This is a genomic window from Pseudomonas sp. PB106 (assembly GCF_009764645.1).
In the GTDB taxonomy this organism is placed as follows: Bacteria; Pseudomonadota; Gammaproteobacteria; order Pseudomonadales; family Pseudomonadaceae; genus Aquipseudomonas.
In genome coordinates, this window is record NZ_RWIM01000026.1 from 36559 (window position 1) to 59514 (window position 22956).

Annotated in this window: 20 protein-coding genes and 1 pseudogene; 8 read left to right on the forward strand and 13 right to left on the reverse strand. The window is 59.6% G+C overall.

What is annotated here, in order from left to right; all coding sequences use genetic code 11:
- Positions 1 to 4: 4 nt before the first annotated feature.
- A complete protein-coding gene (locus EJA71_RS05055; RefSeq protein ID WP_158954856.1) occupies positions 5 to 907 on the reverse strand; it encodes a DMT family transporter in 903 nt (300 codons plus the stop codon).
- Positions 908 to 1046: 139 nt separating this feature from the next.
- On the opposite strand from EJA71_RS05055, the gene EJA71_RS05060 reads away from it, so the two are divergent.
- Positions 1047 to 1922, forward strand: a complete 876-nt coding sequence (locus EJA71_RS05060; RefSeq protein WP_158954858.1) for an AraC family transcriptional regulator — start codon at positions 1047 to 1049, stop codon at positions 1920 to 1922.
- A 105-nt stretch (positions 1923 to 2027) separates the two neighbouring features.
- Here EJA71_RS05060 and EJA71_RS05065 read toward each other — a convergent pair whose 3' ends face one another.
- The 6 genes from EJA71_RS05065 to EJA71_RS05090 form a co-directional block, all read right to left on the reverse strand.
- Positions 2028 to 4457 (reverse strand): TonB-dependent receptor, encoded by a 2430-nt coding sequence (locus tag EJA71_RS05065; protein WP_158954860.1) that lies wholly within the window; start codon positions 4455 to 4457, stop codon positions 2028 to 2030.
- Between the two features lie 201 nt (positions 4458 to 4658).
- Positions 4659 to 5648, reverse strand: coding sequence for a FecR family protein (locus EJA71_RS05070; RefSeq protein WP_158954862.1), 990 nt, complete (start codon positions 5646 to 5648; stop codon positions 4659 to 4661).
- Positions 5645 to 6211 carry an RNA polymerase sigma factor gene (locus EJA71_RS05075; protein ID WP_158954864.1) on the reverse strand — a complete coding sequence of 189 codons (567 nt, stop codon included), beginning with the start codon at positions 6209 to 6211 and terminating at the stop codon, positions 5645 to 5647. The genes EJA71_RS05070 and EJA71_RS05075 overlap by 4 nt, the downstream gene beginning before the upstream one ends.
- A 1-nt stretch (position 6212) precedes the next feature.
- Positions 6213 to 6539 (reverse strand): DUF3325 domain-containing protein, encoded by a 327-nt coding sequence (locus tag EJA71_RS05080; RefSeq protein WP_158954866.1) that lies wholly within the window; start codon positions 6537 to 6539, stop codon positions 6213 to 6215.
- Entirely contained in the window at positions 6539 to 8125 is a 1587-nt protein-coding gene (locus tag EJA71_RS05085; RefSeq protein WP_158954868.1) for a PepSY domain-containing protein, read from the reverse strand. The genes EJA71_RS05080 and EJA71_RS05085 overlap by 1 nt, the downstream gene beginning before the upstream one ends.
- On the reverse strand, positions 8122 to 8427 hold the full coding sequence (locus tag EJA71_RS05090; RefSeq protein WP_016986986.1) for a DUF3649 domain-containing protein: 306 nt from the start codon (positions 8425 to 8427) through the stop codon (positions 8122 to 8124). Before EJA71_RS05090 ends, EJA71_RS05085 begins: the two co-directional genes overlap by 4 nt.
- Before the next feature lie 188 nt (positions 8428 to 8615).
- Here EJA71_RS05090 and EJA71_RS05095 point away from each other — a divergent pair, with 188 nt between their 5' ends.
- From EJA71_RS05095 to fecA, 3 genes are all read left to right on the forward strand, one after another.
- Positions 8616 to 9104 carry a sigma-70 family RNA polymerase sigma factor gene (locus EJA71_RS05095; protein WP_158954870.1) on the forward strand — a complete coding sequence of 163 codons (489 nt, stop codon included), beginning with the start codon at positions 8616 to 8618 and terminating at the stop codon, positions 9102 to 9104.
- Positions 9101 to 10033, forward strand: coding sequence for a FecR domain-containing protein (locus EJA71_RS05100; protein ID WP_158954872.1), 933 nt, complete (start codon positions 9101 to 9103; stop codon positions 10031 to 10033). Before EJA71_RS05095 ends, EJA71_RS05100 begins: the two co-directional genes overlap by 4 nt.
- A gap of 179 nt (positions 10034 to 10212) precedes the next feature.
- The gene (fecA, locus tag EJA71_RS05105) at positions 10213 to 12546 is read left to right on the forward strand and encodes a TonB-dependent Fe(3+) dicitrate receptor FecA (RefSeq protein WP_158954874.1); all 2334 of its coding nucleotides are present in this window, start codon (positions 10213 to 10215) and stop codon (positions 12544 to 12546) included.
- 74 nt (positions 12547 to 12620) lie between these two features.
- Here fecA and EJA71_RS05110 read toward each other — a convergent pair whose 3' ends face one another.
- The 3 genes from EJA71_RS05110 to EJA71_RS05120 all read right to left on the reverse strand — a co-directional run bounded on the left by EJA71_RS05110 (position 12621) and on the right by EJA71_RS05120 (position 16033).
- A complete protein-coding gene (locus EJA71_RS05110; protein WP_158954876.1) occupies positions 12621 to 14261 on the reverse strand; it encodes an amidase in 1641 nt (546 codons plus the stop codon).
- 217 nt (positions 14262 to 14478) lie between these two features.
- Complete coding sequence (locus tag EJA71_RS05115; protein WP_064119419.1) at positions 14479 to 14886, reverse strand: HPF/RaiA family ribosome-associated protein; 408 nt, start codon at positions 14884 to 14886, stop codon at positions 14479 to 14481.
- Between the two features lie 199 nt (positions 14887 to 15085).
- Positions 15086 to 16033 carry a LysR substrate-binding domain-containing protein gene (locus tag EJA71_RS05120; RefSeq protein ID WP_007914183.1) on the reverse strand — a complete coding sequence of 316 codons (948 nt, stop codon included), beginning with the start codon at positions 16031 to 16033 and terminating at the stop codon, positions 15086 to 15088.
- 135 nt (positions 16034 to 16168) lie between these two features.
- On the opposite strand from EJA71_RS05120, the gene EJA71_RS05125 reads away from it, so the two are divergent.
- Positions 16169 to 17545: an L-serine ammonia-lyase gene (locus EJA71_RS05125; protein WP_158954878.1), complete on the forward strand. Its 1377-nt coding sequence runs from the start codon at positions 16169 to 16171 to the stop codon at positions 17543 to 17545.
- Positions 17546 to 17892: 347 nt separating this feature from the next.
- Positions 17893 to 18210 (forward strand): DUF3509 domain-containing protein, encoded by a 318-nt coding sequence (locus EJA71_RS05130; protein WP_158954880.1) that lies wholly within the window; start codon positions 17893 to 17895, stop codon positions 18208 to 18210.
- On the opposite strand, the gene EJA71_RS05135 is transcribed toward EJA71_RS05130, so the two are convergent.
- On the reverse strand, positions 18207 to 18707 hold the full coding sequence (locus EJA71_RS05135; protein WP_095188769.1) for a phosphate-starvation-inducible protein PsiE: 501 nt from the start codon (positions 18705 to 18707) through the stop codon (positions 18207 to 18209). The two genes, EJA71_RS05130 and EJA71_RS05135, sit on opposite strands and share 4 nt — an antisense overlap.
- Before the next feature lie 288 nt (positions 18708 to 18995).
- Between EJA71_RS05135 and EJA71_RS05140 the strand changes: the two are divergent.
- Positions 18996 to 19250 (forward strand): annotated as a pseudogene (locus tag EJA71_RS05140) (YebG family protein); the annotation flags it as partial.
- A 145-nt stretch (positions 19251 to 19395) separates the two neighbouring features.
- Here EJA71_RS05140 and EJA71_RS05145 read toward each other — a convergent pair.
- A complete protein-coding gene (locus tag EJA71_RS05145) occupies positions 19396 to 20415 on the reverse strand; it encodes a Glu/Leu/Phe/Val dehydrogenase dimerization domain-containing protein (protein ID WP_158954884.1) in 1020 nt (339 codons plus the stop codon).
- 184 nt (positions 20416 to 20599) lie between these two features.
- Between EJA71_RS05145 and EJA71_RS05150 the strand changes: the two genes are divergently transcribed.
- The gene (locus tag EJA71_RS05150; protein WP_158954886.1) at positions 20600 to 21403 is read left to right on the forward strand and encodes a SirB1 family protein; all 804 of its coding nucleotides are present in this window, start codon (positions 20600 to 20602) and stop codon (positions 21401 to 21403) included.
- A gap of 79 nt (positions 21404 to 21482) precedes the next feature.
- Here EJA71_RS05150 and EJA71_RS05155 read toward each other — a convergent pair whose 3' ends face one another.
- Positions 21483 to 22838 (reverse strand): aromatic acid/H+ symport family MFS transporter, encoded by a 1356-nt coding sequence (locus tag EJA71_RS05155; protein ID WP_158954888.1) that lies wholly within the window; start codon positions 22836 to 22838, stop codon positions 21483 to 21485.
- Positions 22839 to 22956: the final 118 nt, after the last annotated feature.

Genomic DNA, 22956 nt, shown 5'->3' on the forward strand with positions numbered 1-22956 from the left:
TGCCTCAAGCCAACTTGCCGTGTGGCGGCACCAGCGCTGTTCTCGGTTTGCGAAACACCAGTACATTCCCCAGCATCACCAGCACCAACCCGAACAGCGCCGGTGCCGTCCACTGATAACCCTCGGCAAACGCCGAGACGTTCAGCGCGACCACGGGGAACAGCACCGTGCAATACGCTGCGCGTTCCGGGCCCATGCGCCCGACCAGCGTCAGGTACGCGGTAAACCCGATCACTGAACCTGGAATGACCAGATAGAGCAGTGCGCCCACGTATCGCGGCGACCAGTCCATGTCGAACGGAATGCCTTTGACCAGGCACCACACCGAGAGCATGGCCGCACCGTACGCCATGCCCCAGGCGTTGGTGGTCAACGGCTTGAGGCCGGCCTTCTGTTGCAGGCTCGACAGCATGTTGCCCGCCGAGAAACACAAGGTGCCGCACAACGCCAGACCCAGTCCCAGCAAGGTTTGCGGACTGGCCTGATGGCCAGCCAGTTCAGGCCAGAACAACATGCCCAGACCGAACAAACCCAAAGCGCCACCCATCAACACATTGCGTGCGATGCGCTGACCAAAGAACACGCGGGCATTCAACGCGTTCCACAGGGTTGCGGTTGAAAACACCACCGCCACCAGACCGCTGGGGATCCACTGGCTGGCAGTCAGGAAACACATGAAGTTCACGCAGAACAGGCACAAGCCCTGCGCCACACAAATCAGGTGACCGCGCCGGTTCATCGGTTGCAGTCGACGGCTGAGCAGCAGCAACACAAACAACACCAGCGCGGCGAGGCCGAAGCGATAGACGATCGAGACCGGAATCGCCACCACGCCCAACTGCCATTTCAAGGCAATCCAGGTGGTGCCCCAGATCAGTACGGTCAGCAGATACAACGACAGGTTCATGGCACACACTCCTCAATAGGTTTTGAGTGTGTGCCTGAGGCAGTCCTGCGCACTTGCAGATTCTTGCGCTTTTGTCTGTCGGCAGGCTGGCAGCGCGACGTCTACGGAGTAGGATGCAAAGCGTTGAAGAGAGCCGATCATGACCGCTATCGATAGCCTGCAAGTCTTTCAAGCCCTTAACCGCTCGCCGAACGCACGCCTTGTGCACAGCGCCGAGCTCGGTGACGGCTTGTCTGCAGCGTTGTGGACCAACCACCACGACGCTCAGGAATACGAAGCGCCCAGCCACCACACACTGTCCTGCTACATCGCCGGCGGCACCGGCACGTTTCGTCGCGGCCAACCGGGGCACAAGGGCGGACCGGACAAATTGTGCATCCTGCCCGCCGATCACGAATCGGGCTGGGTGATCAATGGCGATATCCGCTTGGCTCATGTGTATTTCAGCGCGGAGCAATTTGCCCTCGGTTGCGTGACCTTGCTTGATCGCGAACCCCGGGAGATGCAACTGCGCGAGCAGACCTTTCTCGAAGACCCGCAGCAGGCCCAGCGCTTTCGGCAACTGTTGACGCTGAACTGGGACGAACCCGCTGAACGTCTGCTGACCAGCAGCCTGGCCCACGAATTGATCAGCCACACCTTGCTCAGCCAGGTTGGCGCGCGTAAGGGCTTGCGTTTAAAGGGTGGACTGGCGCCGCATCAGCGTCGGCAATTGGTCGAGTTCATCGACGGCCAACTGGCCGAGCCGATCAGCCTCGGTCAACTCGCCGGGTTGTGTGCGTTATCGGAATACCACTTCGCGCGGATGTTCCGTACGAGCTTTGGCCTGCCGCCGCATCAATATGTGCTGGCGCGGCGCTTGAGTCGGGCGCGGGAGTTGTTGCGCAGCACTTCGCTGCCGTTGGGGGAGATTGCGCTGGCGTGCGGGTTTGCCAGTGCCAGTCATTTCACCAACCGCTTCAAGCAGGTTTTGGGTGGCACGCCTGGCGAATATCGGCAGGCGTTTTTGCGTTAGAGCTGATTGTTTTTGGTCTGTCAGGGCCTCATCGCTGGCAAGCCAGCTCCCACAAAGCCCTGTGGGAGCTGGCTTGCCAGCGATGAACGATGACGCGGTTCGGGATCAAAACTCCAGGGTGCTGGACAAGGAGATCTGCCGCGAATCGCCCATCGACACAAAGAACCGGCTCGCCGCCGAGGTGTAATACGTGCGATCAAACAGGTTCTTCACATTCAGCTGAAACTTGACCTTCTGCCCTTCCACTTTCGTGTCGTACGTGGCGAACGCATCGGCCACGGTATAGCTCGGCAGGTCGAAATCATTCACCGCGTTACCCGCCCGCTCGCCGACATAACGCGCCCCGGCGCCGACGCGCAGCTGATCGCCACCGATCACGCTGCCGAAGTCATACACCGCTGACAGCGAGCCAGAATTCTTCGCCACGTTTTGCAGGCGCTTGCCTTTGTAGTCCGGGTCTTCGGTCACTTCGGCATCGGTGTAGGCGTAGCTGCCGATCATGCTCCAGCGCTCGCTCAGTTGACCGGTCAAATCCATTTCCAGACCTCGCGAGCGCACTTCACCGGCGGCGCTATAAATCGTCGTCGGGCCTTCAGAGTTGGCCACCAGCACGTTGCGTTTCTTGATGTCGAACAACGCGATGTTGCCGGTGATTTGCCCCGGCAGATCGAGGCGCGCGCCCAGTTCCCACGACTTGGCTTCTTCCGGCGCAATACTGCCATCGAGCACCGTGCTGCTGCCGCTAAGCGGGGCGATGGTCGAGTTGGGTTTGAACGATTCGGTGTAGCTGCCGTAAAACGACAAGGCGTCGGTGTAGCGATACACCAGCCCGGCACGCGGCACCCACTTCTGGCCGTTGCTGTCGGTGTTGGCCTTGAACGGCACGCCTTTGCCGGCGTACTGGTCGTACTCCTGGAAGCGCCCGCCAGCAACCAGAATCCACTGGTCGGTGAGGTGAATCGAGTCCTGCATGAAGATCGAATCGCTGCGCAGTTCATCGGTCTGCGCGCTGTCGGCAGTACTCACGGTGGTGCCTTCGACTTCACGGCCATACACCGGATTGACGTAGCTGAAAGTGCTCAGACTTTTCTGCCGGATCAGGTCGGCGCGGTAGATCTTGCGGTACTCGTCATCGACGCCGAACACCAGGTCATGCTGCATGCCCAGCACGTTGACTTTGCCTTCGAGGCTGGCGGTGGTGAAACGGTCGGTGCTGATCGCGTTTTGCGTGCCGTCCATGCTGCGGGTCAGTGTGCCGTTTTTGGTGTTGATGGCCGTGACACGCACTTGGCTGGCGTCGTAGGTTTCGCGGTTCCAGCTGTAGCCGAAGTGGGCCTTCCAGTCGTCGTTGAGTTCGTGGTCAGCTTCGAAATGGTAGAGATCGGAACGCCCTTCCATATTGTTGAACGGCTCGTCCAGACGCTCGTTGCGCGAGATATCCAGCGGATGATTGGTGCGCGGATCGATCAGCGTGCCACGGTCGAACGGCGTGAGAAATTCGCGGTGCTCGTAGGCGAACAACAACTTGGTGCTTTCACCGAACCAGGCCAGCGACGGCGCGATCAGGGTTTCCCGATGGGTGCCGAAATTGCGCCAGTAATCTTCATCTTCGTGGTCGAGCACCATGCGATAGGCCAGCCCGGAATCACCCAGCGCGCCGGTGCTGTCAAAGGTGCCGCCGCTGCCATTCTTGCCATCGCCGTAGGTCGAGCCGCGCAGGGTCAAGGCGTTGTACTGCGCCAGTTCAGGCTTCTTGCTGACCAGGTTGACCACGCCGCCCGGGTCCTGAATCCCGTACAACAACGAGGCCGGTCCTTTGAGCACTTCGACGCGATCAACCGTGGCGTTCATGCCACGGCCCTGCACGATCGGCATGCCGTCGCGCATGATCGAACCGTTGCGGTTGTCACCGAAGCCGCGGGTCATCACCGAGTCTTGCGTGCTGCCCAGCGTGTTGCCCTGAGTGATGCCGCTGACGTTGGCCAGCGCATCGTCGAGATTGCGCGGCGCCTGATCGCGGATGACCTGCGCCGGGATGACGTTGACGGTCTGCGGGACTTCCTGCAACGACGCCGAAGAACGCATCACCGAGCTGGTTTCCGGTGGCTGATAGCTCGTCGAATCGTCGCGCAGCGAGGTGATGGTGGTGGCGCCGAGGTTCAGCGCACCTTCGGTCGGTTTCGGTTCCAGCGCCAAGGTATGGCTGTCGGTGCGGCGGAAGCTCAGGCCCGAACCGCTGAGCAGGCGCTGCAGCGCTTGTTCGGCGCTCATCTGGCCGTTGACTGCCGGCGCGGTGAGGCCGTACGGCGCTTCATCGGTGTAGACCACACTCTGCCCGGTGACACGGCTGAAGTCGCTGAGGGCTTGGGGCAGCGGTTTGGCGGCCAAGGCGAAATTGAACTGCTTTTGCGTCTGGCTGCTGGCCGTTTCAGCGGCGCGCGCCACGCTCATCGGCAACAACGCCAACGCCGAAAAACTCAACGCCGACACGCCCAACCACTGTTTGACCGAACCCGATTTTGCCCTGGACTTCATTGCTCAATGACCTGTGTAGAACCGCTACGGATGCGAATGGCTCGCAGTTTCAGTCACTACACGGATGGGGGTTGGGTTTACCTCACCACAAAAATGAAAATAATTTTTGCAGCTCAAAAGATCGCAGCCTTCGGCAGCTCCTACAGGAGATCGCATTCCAATGTAGAAGCTGCCGAAGGCTGCGATCTTTGGACTTTTGCTTCAACGCAAAATAATCAGATGCCCCAACACCTGATGCTGCTCAAACCCCAACACCCCTTGCAGAGAATTCAAAACTGCCTGCGGGTCCTTGCTCGGAAAACTGCCACTGACCTTACGCGCCGCCAATTCATCATTGAGCACAACAATTCGTCCCGGGTAATACCGGCGCAGATCCTCCACCACATTCGCCAACGTCGACTTGTAGTAAGTCAGCCACCCTTGGCGCCAGGCCAGTTGCGCCTCACTGTCCGTCGTGTGAAGTTTTTCCGCCGCGCCTTCACCGTAAGCCACCTGCTGCCCCGCCGTGAGAATCTGCTGTTCGCCTTGACGATCGGCCTTCACCCCAACGCGCCCGGACAGCACCGTGACCTGCGCGCCGTGTGGCTGCAGACGCACTTCGAATTGCGTGCCGAGCACCCGCGCCTCGCCCTGCTCGGCCTCGACCACAAACGGATCACCGGTGTGCGTCACACTGAAAAAACCGGCACCGCGACGCAGTTGCACATGCCGCTCGCCGTGACTGAAATCAACGGCGATGGCGCTGTCGGCATCCAGCGTGACTTGCGATTGATCGGCCAACGTTACCGTGCGAATTTCACCCGGCGCGGACACATAATCAGCACCCAAATCATCGACCCAACGCTGCGGCTGCCACCCTGTACCGAGGCTGACCATCAGCACCAGACACGCCGCCATCGCCAGCACTCCGGTCCAACGCAACAGCGGCGAACGTCGCGGGCGATCCATCGCATCGAGATAACCCTGCAAGGCGAAAGCGTCTTCAGCGGCCAGGGTCTGCGCCGGGCCTTCGCTCAATTCCCAGAGCACTTGCGCCTGCGCGTAAGCCTCGGCGTGGGCCGGATCGGCGCGCAGCCATTGGCTGAAAATCAATTGATCGCCGGCACTCGGCCGATCATGCAACAGGCTCAGCCAGGCCAGTGCGGCCTGCTCCTGAGCGAGCGTCGGGGTGCTGGATTCTGATGGCTTCACGGTGCTTTCCCTGGCAAGCGTGGCGCGGGTTCGCGCAGGCTGGCCTTGCAGGCCTCGAGGGCGCGCATCATATGTTTTTCCACAGCACTTTGGGAAAGGCCCATGGCTTTGGCGATGTCTGCGTACTTGCGCCCGTGAATGCGATTGAGCAAAAAAATCTGCCGCGTGCGCTCAGGCAATGCGCGCAACGCCGCTTCGACATGGCGCAGATCGTTGCCTGCTTCCAGCGCAGCTTGCGGCTCACTGCCGTGGCTGTGCGGTTCGTCCGGTTGCCAGCCTTCATTGACGCGGGTGCGCGTGCCTTCGCTGCGCAGATGATCGATGGCGATGTTGCCGGCACAGCGCAAAAGATAAGTGCTGAGTTCTTCGACCTGCACCAATGGCCGTCGCCAGAAGCGCAGAAACAGATCCTGCACCAGGTCCGCCGCCGTCGCCCGGCAACCGACGCGCCGGTTCACCAGCGCTTCCATTTGCGAACGCTGCGACAGGAACACCTGGAGAAAATGCGCACGCGCCCCGCGCGGCTCGTCGTCGCGGGATTCCGGCGGCAGACCGATCAGCACCTCAGCACTGCGCCCAGGCTGCGACCGGACTGGCCAACAGGCTCAATCCGGCCAGCGCCAAGGCCAGACGCGGGCGATACGGCAGCAGCAACACCAAGGCCAGCGCACTGAGCATCAGCACGGCGAACCAGTCGACCAGACCGAAGCTCCAGCCGTTGGCCTTCACCGCTGCCACGAGCGATAAGCACAGCAACAGCCATCCGCCGATTTTCAGGCCCTGACGACGTCGCTCAGAAAGCTTATGGCCGAGCAGTTCATCGTGGTGCCGAGGCATCGACAGGCACAACGCGGTGAAGCCGGCGTAGGTGAGCAACAAAGGCAAAAGCATCAGTTCGCCCCTTGCTCAAGGATGATCGGCGCAGCCTTTTCGCGACGGGGCTTTTTGGCGCTGGCGGCGCTACCGGCGCGCTGCATTTTCCATCCAGCCCAAGCAAGGAAGAGACCCGTTGCGAGGCACGTCAGATCGAATCCGGCCAACGTCCAATCGCCCTTGATCAGGGTCACGACGAGATTCCACGGCGTGGTCAATGCATTGATCAACGGCACCGAGGTAAACAGCACGGCGCCCAACAGAAGCTGCTCGACCCAGGCTTTGCGCCCCGGACGCAACAGTGCGTGCACCACACTCAAACCCCAAGCGATGAAGAACGCATTCACTTCCCAATCCGCACGTCCGGCAAGGCTCACCGGCAACAGACGATTAGCCAAAAAGAATACCGCCACCGCCGAAACCAGCCCGGCCATGCTGGCGATGTTCAGCACTTCCACCAGTCGCAACTCGAACGGCATCACACCACTCTTGGCGTGTTTGAGTTGACGCTTGCCGAGCCAGATCACCAGCCCGGTGCCGATCATTGCCGTCCCGGCCAGGCCGCAGATGAAGTACAGCCAACGCAATACCGGGCCGGCGAAATGGCCCATGTGCAAACCATAGAACGCGCCGCCAACGGCCATCGCCACCGGTTGATCCGGTGTACTGCCGAGCCGTTCGCCGGTGACGCCGTTGAAGGTCACGGCGCTGCCAAAATCATGCACCACGCGGTCACTGGCGCGTGACAGCACCACGCTGGCATTGGCGTCGCCCGGATTGTTCACTGACAGGCGTGCAGTCTCGCCGCCCGACCATTGCGCGCTGGCCTTGGCCAGCAGCGGCGCCAGTGGGGCGAGTGGTGCCGCAACGTTGGCCCGCTCGGGCGTCTTCGAAGCAGGAAACACCTCATCGTAGAACTTGCGCACGTCGCTACCGTAAGACGCGACGATGCTCGCCGGCATGACCATCGACATGAAAATCACCAGGCTGCTGTAAGTGATCATCAAGTGGAACGGCAGCACCAGCACGCCGACCGCGTTATGCCCGTCGAGCCAGGAGCGCTGGCCCTTGCGCGGGCGGAAGGTGAAGAAGTCCTTGAAGATTTTCTTGTGGGTGATGATCCCGGTGATCAGCGCAATAAACATCACCATCGCGGCGATGGTCGCCAGCCAGCGGCCCCATGGGTAAGGCATCTGCAATTGAAAGTGGAAGCGGTAGAAGAACTCGCCACCCATGCTTTCGCGGCCCTGCACTTCGGTGCCGGTTTGTGCGTCGAGGGTTTTCGATTCGAAGCGCCCGCGCTCACCGGGATTGGCCGGCGCCTGCTGCCAGCGCACGGTCAACCCGGGATCGCGGGCACTGGGCATATCGATCAGCCAGCGTGAGGCGCCAGCGGCGTGTTGCTGCAGATAATCCTGGGCAAGCGTCAGGCTCGTCTCGGCACTCACCGCGCGCGCCGGGATTTCCGGCTGCATCCAGTGGCTGATTTCATCCTTGAAATAGGCCAGCGTGCCGGTCAGAAAAATCGCGAACAGCAACCAGCCGAACAGCAATCCGGTCCAGGTGTGCAGCCAGGCCATCGCCTGACGGAAACCTTCTTTCATGCCAGCCCCAGACCACGTGCGGCGCCGGAAATGGTCGCCAGAATCACGCTCGGCACCAACAAACCAACCCACGCCGACCATGCGGTGCGGCAGGCGAAACACCACAACACGGCGACCAGATAGACCAGAAACGAAATGGTCATGCCGGTGACCACCGCTTCGGCGCGGCTCAACGGCAACCACAACGTCAGGGTAACGCTGGCCAGCGCGGCAACCAGATAGCCGCCGAACACCGCCGCCAATACTCGCGAGGTGACAGCCAGACGGTAGGACATGGGAAGTGTGGCGAGTTTGCCTTTCATGTTTCGACCCTGAAACGAAAAACGTCCGGCCGATGTGCCGAACTGATAAGCGAGCAATATTAATGATAAATATTCTCATATGCAAAAGCATCTGATTGCCGGCTGAGCGCTTCGCACCCTACAATGCGAACAGTTCTTGTTCTCTAACGTACTCTCTACCGCGTCAAGAAAGCGCCCGGAGTCCACCGTTGTCGTCCGCCCACCCCGTCGAATCGCTCTATCAGGCTCATCACAGCTGGCTGACTGGCTGGCTGCGGCGCAAACTCGGCTGCCCGGACAGCGCAGCGGACCTGGCTCAGGACACGTTCATCAAGGTGCTGACCGCCCGCGAGCCGCCAGTGATCATCGAGCCGCGCGCCTTTCTGACAACGCTGGCCAAGCGCGTACTGTTCAATCATTACCGCCGTCAGGATCTCGAACGCGCCTACCTCGACACGCTGGCGCAGATGCCGGAAATGGCCGCGCCGTCGGAAGAACACAAAGCGATCATCCTGCAAACCCTGATGGAACTGGATGAGCTGCTCGACGGCTTGCCACGCCAGGTCAAACGCGCCTTTTTGCTGGCACAGGTCGATGGCCTGACCTATCCACAAATCGCCGCCGAACTCGGCATCTCCGTGGCCACCGTCAAACGGCATCTGAACAAAGCGGCGATGCGCTGCTATTTCGCCTTATGAATCGCGCGCCGGATTTCTCATCGCAAGTGGCCGAACAGGCGGTGCACTGGCTGCTGGAAATGCAGCAAGGCGCGCTCACCCCGCGTCAGCAACAGGCCTGGCAACAATGGCTGAACGCACACAGCGAACATCAGCGCGCGTGGGAACACATTCAGCGCGTCAACCAGCGCTTGCGCGGTGTGTCTTCACCGTTGGCGCATGCGGCGCTGAACGGGCCGAAGTCGGGTAGCCGTCGTCAGGCGCTCAAGCTGCTGCTGATTCTCGGCGCCGGCTCAGCCGTCACCTGGGGCATGCGCGAACACAACCCGCTGCCGTCAATGCTCGCCGATTACCGCAGTCCAGTCGGCCAGCGGCGTAAAATTGCCTTGGGCAGCGGTAATCAGTTGCAGCTCAACACCGCCAGTGCGGTGGATGTGAACACTTCGGCACGCCTGATCCAATTGCTCGAAGGCGAAATCCTCCTGACTGCTGGGCAATCCTTCGAAGTGCGCACGGCGCAGGGCGTTCTGAAAACTCAGGGTGCGCGTCTCAACGTGCGCCAGTTTGCCGATCGTACGCAGGTCGCGCTGTTCGACGGTCGAGTCGAACTGAGCAGCAATGGACGCGCGCCCATGTTGCTGCCTGTCGCGCGCGAATTGAGTTTCACCTCGACATCCGTCAGCGCAGCCAAACCGCTGAATGCCAACAGCGGCGCCTGGGCCGATGGCATGTTGGTCGCGGCGCACATGCGCCTCGGTGACTTCCTCGATGAACTCGGCCGTTACCGTCGCGGCCAACTCAATTGCGATAAAAAAGTCGCCGATCTGTTGATTTCCGGGACGTATCCGCTGGACGACAGCGAGCGAATTCTTGACCTGCTGGAAATCAGTTTGCCGGTAAAAGTGAAGCGCTTCACGCGCTACTGGGTGACCGTCGAAGCGCGGGTTTAAAGAGCAAGATCAAGCGACCGCAGCCTTCGGCAGCTCCTACATTGGGCATGCATATTTCCTGCAGGAGCTGCCGAAGGCTGCGATCTTTTGATCCTTGAAAAATAAATGAGCCGTTTTTCAGATCTGGCGTGACAGAGAAGGAAAGCCCCCTTGATTCAACCTTCTCAGGATCATCCGACATGCACCCCACCCGCCTCACGCCACTGGCTCGCAGCCTGCGCAATCTCGTCCTCGGCGCCAGCCTGAGCTTCAGCGCCGTGCCTGCCGTACTGGCGGCCGACGCCAAGGCTTATCACATTGCGCCAGCGTCGCTGGAAAACGCCCTTAACCAGTTTGGTCGTGAAGCCGGCGTGCTGATTTCTTTCGGCTCGCAAGTCACCAGCGGTGTGCAAAGCCGTGGCCTGGAAGGCAATTACACGCCCGAGCAAGGTTTGAATGCGCTGCTCGAAGGCACCGGCCTGCAAGCACGCGCCGAGGGCAACAATGCGTTCAGTCTGCAACCAGCGAATGATGCGGCGCTGGAACTGGACACCTCGACCGTCGTCGGTGACTGGCTGGGCGATGCGGCGCAAATCAACGTCTTCGAACACCCTGGTGCGCGCGATGTGATCCGCCGCGAAGCGTTTGAACGTCAGGGTGCGACTCAGGCGCGCGATGTGCTCAACCGTATCCCCGGCGTCAACGCCCCGGAAAACAACGGCACCGGCAGCCATGACATGGCGCTGAACTTCGGCATTCGCGGTTTGAATCCACGTCTGGCGGCGCGCTCGACCGTGCTGATGGATGGCATTCCCGTGCCGTTCGCGCCCTATGGCCAGCCACAGTTGTCGTTCGCACCGATCAGCATGGGCAACATGGATGCCGTGGACGTGGTCCGCGGTGGCGGCGCCGTGCGCTACGGCCCGCAGAACGTCGGCGGCGTGGTCAACTTCGTCACCCGCGCAATTCCGGATGAGCCGACGGTCAAGGGCGGTTTCCAGACTGAGACCAGCCCTTCATCGAGCCACGACGGCTTCAAGACCAGCGCCAATCTGCTTGCCGGTGACACCAACGCCAACGGTCTCGGCGGCGCGCTGTTGTACTCCGGTACCCGTGGCGGCGACTGGCGCGAGCACAGCGACACCGAGATCGACGACCTGATTCTCAAGGGCAAATATCAGCTCGACGAGGCCAACAGCTTCAACGCCATGGCCCAATATTATGAAGGCAAGGCCGACATGCCCGGCGGTCTGAACGTCGCCGATTACGATGCCGATCCGTATCAGTCGACGCGCCCGAAAGACCAGTTCTGGGGCCGCCGCACGATGTTCAATTTCGGCTATCGCTACCAGGAAGATCGCCGCGAGTTCACCGCCAATACCTTCTTCACCAAAACCCTGCGCAGCGGCTATCTGGATCAAGGCTCGTTCCTCTCGCTGTCGCCGCGCGAGTATTGGGTGCGTGGTCTGGAAACCCGTTTCGCCCAAGGCTTCGACCTCGGCCCGACCAGTCATGAAGTCGGCGTCGGCTACCGCTATATCAACGAAGCCGGCCACGAATTGCGCTATCGCACGCCGATCAGCAGCAACGAATACCCGACCACCAACAGCCGCAATGACCGCGACACCCGTGGCGGCACCGAAGCCAATGCGTTCTTCGTCGACGACCGCATCGACATCGGCAAATGGACGATCACCCCGGGCGTGCGCTACGAGATGATCGACTCGCAGCAGACCAACAACCTGACCAACGTCAAATACAAGGGCGACTACAACACCGCACTGCCGGCGTTGAACGTGCTCTATCACCTGACCGACAGCTGGAACCTGTACGCCAATACCGAAGGTTCGTTCGGCAGCGTGCAGTACAGCCAGATGCCCAACCGTGTGAGCAGCGGCGAAGTGAAACCGGAAAAGGCGCGGACCTGGGAACTCGGCACGCGCTATGACAACGGCGCGCTGCGTGCAGAGATCGGTGCGTTCCTGATCAACTTCGACAACCAGTACGAAAGCAATCAGACCAACGACTCGGTGATCGCCCGTGGCGAAACTCGCCATCAAGGCATCGAGACGAGCGTCAACTACGCGCTGGACGACTTGAGCCCGGTGCTGGCCGGTTTCGATGTCTACGCCACTTACGCCTATGTCGACGCGACCATTCGCGAAGACGGGCCGAACAAAGGCAATCGCGTACCGTTTGCCTCAAAACACAAGGGCACGCTTGGCGTCGGTTACACCGAAGGGCCGTGGAAGTTGAATCTGGACAGCAGCTTCCAGAGCGACCAGTTCGCCGACAACGCCAACACCTCACAAGAAAGCGCCGACGGCAGCACCGGCAAGATTCCGGGTTACATGCTTTTCAGTAGCCGTGCCGGGTATGACTTCGGGCCGCAGTTGGCGGATCTGAACGTGGCGGTGGGGGTGAAGAACATCTTCAACACGCAGTACTTCACGCGCTCCTTTGATGACAACAACAAGGGTAAATATGTCGGTGAGCCGCGCACGGTGTATGTGCAGACATCCGTAGCGTTCTGAGTGTTGTTGGCACCTTGACTGATAGCCCGTCGAACCCGTGCCCGCTGCAATGGGCCGAGTTCGACGGCACACCTTCAGAATTCAGGTTTGGGCCCGGGCGTCGTTTGCAGATCACCTGCAACCAGTCGGCCTTTGACGAACTGTTCGTAGTCATAGGCGTAGCCGATCAGCTCGCGCTCGCTCCACATGCGACCGACGAAGATCAGCGAAAACGGCTGTCCTCCGGGGTACGCACCACTGGGCACCACCACACCGGGAATGCCGGCAATATTGATGACCGAAGAGGTCGTCGCGTCCATGAATCCCCCATACACATCACCCACGGGCTCGAACATTTGCGGGAATACCAGCGCATCGAGCTGATGTTCGCGCATGACCCGGTTGATGATGCGCAAATAGTGCTCGCGAAGATCGGCAAACTCGGACAGGTCGGGAGCGATGGCCGGTGTCTGGTATGACCGCGCCAGCACGGGCAACTGCGTCACGTAGTACTCAAGCGGGCCATCGGATTCAAACAGCTTTACGCCGATTCGCTCCTGCAATTGCTCAAGCGAATGAACCTCTGCACTGGCACCCAACTTGCGCAGATAACGATCAAGATCATACGCATGGGCATCCGATCCGCGCGCGTCATAACTGCCGTCAACCGGCGCCAGGTCAACCAGGCCGGACCCGCTGAACGGGTCGTCAATCACCACAGCGCCCAGCTTCTGAAGCTGACTTACTGCCTTGCGATACTGTGTTTTTGTTTCTGCCGGTAAAGTGGCAAACGCCTTGCTCCAGCCCGCGCCGAATAATCCGATACGCTTGCCGTTGAGTTCGCCCGGACGCAAATCGGTCGCATAACCTGCCTGTGGGATATTGCCAAAGGCCGCGGTGGTTTTAGGATCTTCCAGGGTGTAACCGGCCAATACGTCCAAAGTGATGGCCGCGTCTTGCACGGTGCGGGCGATGGGTCCGACAACATCGCGGGTTGAACCCGCTTGCGGAATCACGCCAGAATTCGGGATCAAACCGAACGTCGGTTTGATCCCGACAAGACTCTGCGCTGCTGCCGGATTTTGAATCGATCCGCCCGTTTCCTCGGCCAGTCCGACCACGGCAAAGTTCGCCGCGACAGCGGTGGCAGAGCCTGCCGAAGAGCCACCCGGCAACCACGCGCGATTGAGCGCGTTATACGTCACGCCCGCCCAGCTGTCATTGGCATTGGCAGGGCTTCCAGAAAATACCGGCACGTTGGTTTTTGCCAGAATGATTGCGCCGGCAGCCCGCAGTCGTTGAACCACGGCAGAATCCTTTTCCGGAATCAGGTCGATGCCACCGGCTTTGGAGGAGAGAGGGGCATAACCGGCGGTGGAGGCCAATCCAGCCATGTCCATAGTGTCCTTCACGACCACGGGAACGCCCGCCATCTGCGCAAGCTTCTCTCCGGACTTGCGCCGCCGATCAATATCACGCGCATCATCCAGCGCCTTCGAGTTCATCACGGTAAAGGCGTTGTAATAGGGATTGTAATGATCAATGCGCGACAGAAAGACTTTTGTCAGTTGCTCCGACGTGTAGCGCCCGTCCTCGAATCCTTGTTGAATCTGCGTAATGGTCAGTTCCCTGACATCAATCGGGCAGCTTTGAACCTGGGCACTGAACATGCCGATCGCTGCCCCGGCCAATGCCGAAAGAATAAACCGTGGAAAAGGGGCCAGAACAAACTCCATTACAATCATCCTTGACTTGTACAACTTCTCGATAAACTTGACCGAACTAGTATTTGAAACGAACTGACGCGCGGGAAAACGAAAACAATCGTGTAATCACGCTGATACAAATGCGGTGATTCGCTTATTTGATATCAACTTGAAACCATCTTGCACAAACAAAAACGGGCCTGCTTTCGCAGGCCCGTTCTCATTGGGTGGCTATAAAATCAGCGCATCAACTGTTGATCGCTGCCTGTTCATTCTCGTCAAACTCTTCCGCCAACAGCTTGTCATTGGCCTTGCCGGTAAATGGCACTACAGCGGCGCGTGGTTTACCTCGCAGTTTGCCGAACAGGTGCTCCAGGGCGTGCTCGAGTTTTTCGGCGGCGCCGTCGATTGCCTGTTCCAGCGAATCGGCCTTGTGGGTCACGGAAATCGGTTGATGGCCTTTTGGCCGCGCTTCCAGTTGGCAGCGCAAATCATGCGGACCTGGTTTGTCACCGTTCTCGTCGCTCAGGTGGACTTCGACACGGGTCAGGTCTTCTTCATAACGGTCGAGCGTGCTCTCAATGGTTGTACGTACCCACTCCTCCAGTCGTTTACTGCCTTGAACATGGTTATCGCTGTTGACTTGGATTTGCATAGTTCATCCCTTATTTCAGCTAGCTCGCGAGAGGCCGGATTTGAATTTCCTGACCCCTTGGTTACAACAATCGGCCCGACTGACGAACATTTCAACCCCTGAAAAAAGATAAATATTCATTCGCAAAAAAAGCCGGACAACCGAGCAAAGCGCTGGTAAGGTCGGGAGTTGGGTCGCCTCGCAACCCGGTAAAATTTGCTCACAATTGCCCGTCGTTCAACGGGTGCAAACTGCGAAAGATCCCCGCCTCTTCAACCAGCCAATCATGCACCGCACGCACGCCCGGATGGCTCAACGCCCCCGGCGCATAGAGCAACACGTAACGTTTATGGTTAGGCACCGACAGGCCGAACGGCACAATCAGCGTGCCTCGCTCCAGCTCATCGTTGAGCAATGTGCGCCGGGCAATCGCCACGCCCATACCGGCAATCGCCGCTTCGATGGTCAAGTGATTGCGATTGAAAGTGTGCCCGCGCCGTACGTCGGCGCCCTCGAAGCCGATCGCGTTTAAATAGAATTCCCACTCCGCGTATTCATAACTGCCACGCCAGGCAGTGATGTCGTGCAGCAGCGGGAAATGCACCAGATCCGCCGGCCCGTGCAGCGGCGGTCGTCCACGCAACAGGCTCGGCGCGCAGACCGGGAATATCTGCTCATCGAGCAACGCTGTGGATAACAAACCCGGGTAACTGCCGTCGTTCAAGTCGATAGCCAAGTCGAAGTCACCCTCGTGCAACGGCACGCTGCTGTCCTCCGCGACCAGTCGCAACTGAATGTCCGGATAGCGTTGCTGCAGGCGTGGCAGGCGCGGTGTCAGCCATTTGCTCAGGAACGAGGGGATAGAGCGCACGCGCAGAATCCCGCTGATCATCCCCGCGTCCAACCGACGCAATTCGGCATCGATGCTGCCGTAAGCCTCGTTGACGGTAATGGCCAGACGCTGCCCTTCTGCACTCAGCTCTACACCGCGCGCACGCCGATGAAACAGGCGAAAGCCAAGGCGCTCTTCGAGTTGGCGGATCTGCTGGCTGACCGCCCCCGGCGTGATGTGCAGTTCTTCGGCGCAGCGGGTGAACGACAGGTGCCGCGCGGCACAGGAAAACACCTGCAGCCAGACGTAGGTCTGGGCATGCAATTGACGACTCATCGTTTAGTCCTGCTAAAGGCTTACTTAGGAAGTTTCGTTAGTCACGTAGGACTGAGGCAGGCAGTATCGCCGACATTGCGCTTGTCCGACAAAAAATGGCAGCGATTCCTACTCCATTGCTTGTAAGGGTTTAGCATGGCTATCAGTGTTTTCGATCTATTCAAAGTCGGTATCGGCCCGTCCAGCTCCCACACCGTGGGTCCGATGCGTGCTGCCGCGACCTTCGCCCAGGCGCTGATTGATCAGCATCTGTTGAACGATGTGCGTCGCGTTGAAATCCGTTTATACGGCTCGCTGTCAGCCACCGGCGTCGGCCATGCCACTGACCGCGCCACGGTCATGGGCTTGATGGGCGAATGGCCGGACAGCATCGATCCGTCGACCATCGATCCCCGCATCCAGCAATTACGCGAGACCGGCCAACTGTCCCTCGCCGGACAAAGAAACATTTCCTTCGACTGGCAACGCGATCTCCTGTTGCTGGATGAGAGCCTGCCCTACCACCCCAACGCGATGTCGCTGACAGCCTTCGGCGAAACCGATGAGCTGTTCCAGCAGACGTACTACTCGGTCGGCGGCGGTTTCATCATTGAAGCAGCGGAAGCCGAGTCCGGTCTGGCCCCGGCCGGTGATGTGGTGTTGCCGTACGATTTCTCCAGCGCCGCCGAACTGCTTTCACTGTGCAAGAAGCACAATTTGCGCGTGTCCGAACTGATGATGGCCAACGAGCGTGCGTGGCGTACTGATGCGGAGATCCGTCAGGGACTGCTGCACATCTGGTCGGTGATGCGCGAATGCGTCGAACAGGGTTTGAGCCACGAAGGCATCCTGCCCGGCGGTCTTAACGTGCCGCGCCGTGCCGCCAAACTGCATCGCAGCCTGTTGGAAATCGGTAAACCGAATGTGATCAGTTCGACCCTGTCGGCGATGGAATGGGTCAACCTGTTCGCCCTCGCCGTCAACGAAGAAAACGCCGCCGGTGGGCGCATGGTCACTGCGCCGACCAATGGTGCCGCCGGGATCATTCCGGCAGTTTTGCACTACTACATGAAATTCAACCCGGACGCGTCTGACGATGACGTAGTTAATTTCTTCTTGGGTGCGGCCGCCGTCGGCATTCTCTGTAAGAAAAATGCCTCGATTTCCGGCGCCGAAGTCGGCTGTCAGGGCGAAGTCGGTTCGGCCTGCGCGATGGCCGCTGCCGGCCTCGCCGACGTGCTCGGCGCAACCCCGGAGCAATTGGAAAACGCCGCCGAAATCGGCCTGGAGCACAACCTTGGCCTGACCTGCGATCCGGTCGGCGGCCTGGTGCAAGTGCCTTGCATCGAGCGCAACGCCATCGCCGCCGTAAAAGCGATCAACGCCACGCAAATGGCCCTGCGCGGCGACGGCAACCACTTCATTTCCCTCGACCGGGTGATCCGCACCATGCGCGATACCGGCGCCGACATGCATGACAAATACAAAGAGACTTCAAGGGGCGGCCTGGCTGTGAACTGGGTGGAGTGCTGATCCCGATTGCACTGTCAGCGGTCATCGGTCCGGTTCTGCCCTGAAAACGGGCCACAAAAAAAGGCGAGCCACGTGGCTCGCCTTTTTTATCGCCGTGTTCATTGTTCGACAATTTTTCCGGCACAGCCCTTGCAAACTCCCTGTAGGAGCTGTCGAGTGAAACGAGGCTGCGATCTTTTGACCTTCATCACCGAAATCAAAACATTGAAGAGCAAAAGATCGCAGCCTGCGGCAGCTCCTACATGAGTAACCAGAACAGGACACGGAATGGCCAGTGATCAGGTTTGGCGAACCAACCCGAACATGGCCGGTCAACAACTGCACGTTCAATCAGGCGGTGACGCATCATGGACAACCCATTTCAGATCATTACCGATGCCTTCGCGCCGGATTATCAGATCAATCTGAGCATTCAGGGCCTGGACGGCAGCATCATGCTGACCCTGTCCAACAGCGGCCACATCGTGGCCAAGCGCATGATCAGCGCCGAACAGCGCAATGATCCGGCGCGGCTCAAACGCTTGGTGCAGAGCATTCAATTCGGCATTGCCATCGAACAGGGCCACAGCGCCATGGCGATTCTCGAAGCGATGACCAGCGGCGACGGAATAACTCCGCCACCACCACGGGTCATCGGCCAGCCACGCCAAGCGGCTGGGCTTTAAAGCTCGCCCTTCTCTACCTCGGGATGCTCACCGGAACCCGCGCCGAGTTTGCGCTGCGGTTTCTCGATCTTCACCGAGGGAAATTGTGACGAGGCGTAACGCACCACCAGAATCGAGAACGCCAGCAGCAGAATCCCGCCGCACAGGTAGATGATGCCCATGTCGGGCGGGTTGTGGTGCGAGACGTTGGAGATCAGCAAACGCGTGAGCGCGGTAATCGCCACGTAGATCAGGAAGCGCACCGGCATGTGGTTGGTCTTGAAATAAATCCCGACCATCGCGCCCAGTTCCAGATAGATGAACAGCAACAGAATGTCATCGATCTTGATGTGGCCCTCCTCGAGCATTCCGAGAAACTCCATCACCGCCGCCCACGCCGTCACCGCACCAATGGCGAACAGCGCCAGATAATGGAAGGTTTCGACGAACAGGTTGCCCAGGGACTCGGCCAGTTGATGCACGTTTTGCCGCAGTTTCTCGGCCCAGTTGATTTTCACGATGATGTTCCTTAGCCCGATTCGAGCGGATGATGCGTGTTGGACGTGACGGTTTTCTGCACGTAGTCGTTTTCATGCAGAAAAGAGGCCACGCCATCATGGCGAGCCACCGCGAAACCTGCGCCGTGGCGTTTGGTCGCACCACCCGAGCGCCCCCCTGACAAACACCAAATTCGGTCTACATTGAAAAGCCACTACCCATGGCGCAGGGATTCGCTTATCCTTTTCGCTGTATATGGATACAGTAGTCGTCAAGACAACTTAATGTGAAGGCATGTGAGGTGGTGAATGGCCGTCGAAGTGGTATACCGCAGCAGCCGAGATCTGGAGCGCTTGTTCATGGATAAAGCCGAAGCTGACCGTCATGACAAAATGCTCGAACTGGCCGAATATCTGGCCGATGTGCTGCAAAAAGCCGTTCCGTCCCTGACTGAACAGCAAGTGGAAGAAGCCGGGATCTACATGGCGAAGAACCGCGATGTGTTCGCCCGGGCATTCAAGAGCCAGCCGGATGCACTGTCCGAGCTGATCAATGCTCCGGCCGAAACGGTCGAGAATGCTGAAGCAGCAGAACCTGCTGAAGCGCCGGCGAAGCCAGCCAAAGTGGCGAAAGCGGCGAAGTAAGCGATGCCCGAATTGAATAGGCCCTGAGTCGAATGGCTCAGGGCCTTTTTCATGCTTGTGAAACTCAGCGATACAAAACTTTCTCTGCCAACTCATCCGCCACCCGCGCCGGAGAGCGTTTTTCCGCCTGCGCATGGGCGAACACTTCGGTCAGCCGTGAACTGATCTTCGACAGATGCGCGGTAATCGTCGGCAATTCTTCACCACGATGTTTCAGCGAAACATAGATCAAGCCACCGGCATTGATCACATAGTCCGGCGCATACAGAATCCCGCGCCGCTCCAGTTGATCGGCCACGTCCAGATGCGTCAGCTGATTATTCGCCGACCCCGCTACTGCCGAACAACGCAATTGCGTGACAGTGTGGCTGTTGAGCACACCGCCCAAGCCACACGGCGCGAGAATGTCACACGGCGTACTGAGCAGCGCGTCATTGGCGATGGGATGGGCGTTGAGCTGTTCCATCGCCAATTGCACCTTGCCGTGATCGATATCGCTGACCAGCAGTTCCGCCCCGGCGGCATGCAACTGTTCAGCCAGGGCAAATCCGACGTTGCCCAGGCCCTGAATCGCGATGCGCAAACCTTCCAGATTATCGCTGCCCAGACGCGCCATGGCCGTCGCGCGAATGCCCGTAAAAACGCCCATCGCCGCGTGCGGCGCCGGGTCGCCCGCCGAAGTGGTGCTGGTGACATGTTGGGTTTGTTGGGCGATGCAATCCATGTCCGCCACCGAGGTGCCGCTGTCGATGGCGGTGATGTAGCGGCCATCGAGCTGATCGATGCAGCGACCAAAGGCTTCGAACAGCGCCCCGCGATTTTCCACATGGGCCGGGCGCACGATCACCGCGACTCCACCGCCCTGCGCCAGGCCCGCGAGCGCAGCCTTGTAACTCATGCCCTGAGCGAGGCGGATGGCGTCTTCGACGGCAGAGTCGTCATTGGGATAGGCAAGATAACGACATCCGCCAAGGGCAGGCCCGAGGCGACTGTTATGAATGGCAATGACCGCCTTCAACCCGGAGACCGGGTCGACGCTAAGGTGCAGCGAATCCAGGCGAGTGCTTTGCATGAGAGCAAACATCGTTGGGCTCCCGAATCACTTCTTGTAGAACGCCAGTATAGGCTTGCGCCTGAAAATTGCTGGAGCGCACCGGAATAAGCGCCCGCAAGGTCAGTGGCTTTGCGGCATAACCAGGACTTCGCGCAGGGGGCACTGGACGAATCCCACGGACGGGGCTAAAACGAGGCATTCCCCGGAGATTTCAATGAGTCCGCGCCAACGTTTTTTCGAGTGCCTGCACCGTTCGCCGCCCGCATTGCTGGAAGCTGGGCTGTGGATCGCCGCCGAGCACGAAAAAGAGCTTGATCCAGCTGCGCTGCTGCAGGACTTCAAAGAGCTGCAACAGCGCATCAGCTACGGTCTGCCGATGCTACCGGTGAGTGAGCTGGCGCAGCCGCTGTTACGGCGCATGAATGAACTGGGATTTGCCCAGGACGATTTCCTGCCGCTGCGCCCGCAAGCGGCGTTGCTGCATAAAGTGTTGCAGACCCGACGTGGCCAGCCCTTGGCGCTGGCGTTGATCGCGCTTGAGCTGGCGCACGGCTTGGAGATTCCGCTGGTCGGCGTCAGCTTTCCGGGGCACTTCCTGTTGCGGGTGCCTGGCGCCGATCACTTGCTCGATCCATGCGGTGGCCGCCGCTTGTACCCCAACGATTGCCGTGAGTTGTTGCAGCGCCAGTACGGGCCGAACATGAAACTCAATGCCGAGCACTTGGCGACCGCGACGCCCGTGCAAATGCTGCAGCGGCTGTCGCGCAATCTGCGGCAGTTGTACCTGACGCACGATGATTTTATTGCCGCGCTGATCGACGCCGAACGCGTGCTCGAACTCGGTGACGCTGGCGCCGCCGATTATCTGGCTCGCGCCAGTCTGTATCAGCGGCTCGACTGCCCGAATGCCGAGCGCTTCGATCTGGAGCATGCCCTGCTGCTCAGCGACGACCCGATCCAGCGCTTGCGCCTGACCGAACGCCTTGGCCATTTGCCGCCCAACTCCGTGGTCCATTAAAAGCAAAAGATCGCAGCCTTCGGCAGCTCCTACAGGTGAGCTCATGTAGGGGCTGCCGAAGGCTGCGATCTTTTGATCTTCAGGATTTAACCGATGCCCCGACACCCACCGCCGAACCATTTTCGGCAGGCGAACGCACCTGAATGATCAGCAGCGCGGCGACCACAGCCGGGATCGCGCAGAAGAAGAAAATCTGTTCAACCGGGATGTGCATCGCCAGCAACAGGCTGCCGAACAGCGGCCCGAGAATCGAACCGAAACGTCCCACGCCCAGCGCCCAACCGGTGCCGGTGGCACGCACATGCGCCGGATAAAAATTGCTGGCGAAGGCATTCAAGGTCAGTTGCCCGCCGATGATGCAGAACCCCGCAGCAAAAACGCAGGCGACCAGATAACGCGGATTGTCGTGATTGATCCCCAACAGAATCGTGCACAGCGCCGCGCCCGCCAGCACACCGGATAACAGCCGCACCTTGCGCTTCAAACGATCGGCGAACCAGGCCATGCAGATCGCGCCGAGGGTGCCGGCAAACAGAAACATCGACGTCACCAGATTGGCTTCGTTGAGTTTCAGGCCACTTTCCAGCAATAGCGACGGCAGCCAGCTAATCATGAAATACAAAAGAATCAGGCTAACGAAAAACGTTGCCCAGATCAGCAGCGTCGGTCGCGCATAACCATCGCGGAACAACTCGACCACGGTCAGTTTGCTGCCCTGCTCGCGTTCGTTCTGTTCCACGGTCGCGACGGGCACCTGCCAATCCGGCAGCATTCTTGCCGTGACTTTTTGCAGCCGCACGTACGGCGGTGCATCGCGCAGCAAGCGCGGCAGGGATTCCGGCAACATCCACCACAGGAAAGGGAACAGCAGCAGCGGCGTCACGCCACCGGCGAGGAATACCGCCTGCCAGCCGAATTGATCAATGAAACCCGCTGCAACAAAACCACCCGCTGCGCCACCAAACGAAAAGCCGCACGCGGCCAGCGTCACCATCAACGTACGCAGGCGCGGCGGCGAGTATTCCGACATCAGCGCCATCGCACTCGGCATCGCCCCGCCCATGCCGATGCCGCAGATAAACCGCGCGATCATCAGCGTATTGAGGGAATCGGCAAAGACCATCAGCACGGTCAGGCTGGCGTAGATCAGTACGCAGGCGAGCAGGATTCGCCGCACGCCGAAGCGATCAGCCAGCGGCGTTACCGCCAGTGATCCGAGGGTCAGGCCAAGCAGGTTGGCGCTGAACACCGGCCCGAACGCAGATTTTTCCAGACCCCAATCCTGGGCCAATGCTGGCACCACATAACCGAGCACCTGGGCGTCGTAGCCGTCAGTGACCAGCAACAAGGCCAGCAGAATCAAAAGCAACCACTGATAGCGGGACACCGGACGGGCATCGAGTGCCGCGCGGAAGCTGGCAATCTGGTTGTGCATCGCAAGGTACCTGTTTTGTTTTTATGATTGTGTGTACAGCGAAAATCTCATGTAGGAGTGAGCCTGCTCGCGATAGCGGTGTGTCAGTTAGCAATGATCTGACTGATCCACCGCTATC

Bases quoted from the DNA above. Each gene is read 5' to 3' on its own strand.
- EJA71_RS05060 (WP_158954858.1), top strand. From the start codon at position 1,047: ATGACCGCTATCGATAGCCTGCAAGTCTTTCAAGCCCTTAACCGCTCG.
- EJA71_RS05145 (WP_158954884.1), bottom strand. From the start codon at position 20,415: ATGTTTGCTCTCATGCAAAGCACTCGCCTGGATTCGCTGCACCTTAGC.
- EJA71_RS05115 (WP_064119419.1), bottom strand. From the start codon at position 14,886: ATGCAAATCCAAGTCAACAGCGATAACCATGTTCAAGGCAGTAAACGA.
- EJA71_RS05125 (WP_158954878.1), top strand. From the start codon at position 16,169: ATGGCTATCAGTGTTTTCGATCTATTCAAAGTCGGTATCGGCCCGTCC.
- EJA71_RS05155 (WP_158954888.1), bottom strand. From the start codon at position 22,838: ATGCACAACCAGATTGCCAGCTTCCGCGCGGCACTCGATGCCCGTCCG.
- EJA71_RS05080 (WP_158954866.1), bottom strand. From the start codon at position 6,539: ATGCTTTTGCCTTTGTTGCTCACCTACGCCGGCTTCACCGCGTTGTGC.
- EJA71_RS05150 (WP_158954886.1), top strand. From the start codon at position 20,600: ATGAGTCCGCGCCAACGTTTTTTCGAGTGCCTGCACCGTTCGCCGCCC.
- fecA (WP_158954874.1), top strand. From the start codon at position 10,213: ATGCACCCCACCCGCCTCACGCCACTGGCTCGCAGCCTGCGCAATCTC.
- EJA71_RS05090 (WP_016986986.1), bottom strand. From the start codon at position 8,427: ATGAAAGGCAAACTCGCCACACTTCCCATGTCCTACCGTCTGGCTGTC.
- EJA71_RS05110 (WP_158954876.1), bottom strand. From the start codon at position 14,261: ATGGAGTTTGTTCTGGCCCCTTTTCCACGGTTTATTCTTTCGGCATTG.
- EJA71_RS05130 (WP_158954880.1), top strand. From the start codon at position 17,893: ATGGACAACCCATTTCAGATCATTACCGATGCCTTCGCGCCGGATTAT.
- EJA71_RS05085 (WP_158954868.1), bottom strand. From the start codon at position 8,125: ATGAAAGAAGGTTTCCGTCAGGCGATGGCCTGGCTGCACACCTGGACC.
- EJA71_RS05055 (WP_158954856.1), bottom strand. From the start codon at position 907: ATGAACCTGTCGTTGTATCTGCTGACCGTACTGATCTGGGGCACCACC.
- EJA71_RS05100 (WP_158954872.1), top strand. From the start codon at position 9,101: ATGAATCGCGCGCCGGATTTCTCATCGCAAGTGGCCGAACAGGCGGTG.
- EJA71_RS05120 (WP_007914183.1), bottom strand. From the start codon at position 16,033: ATGAGTCGTCAATTGCATGCCCAGACCTACGTCTGGCTGCAGGTGTTT.
- EJA71_RS05065 (WP_158954860.1), bottom strand. From the start codon at position 4,457: ATGAAGTCCAGGGCAAAATCGGGTTCGGTCAAACAGTGGTTGGGCGTG.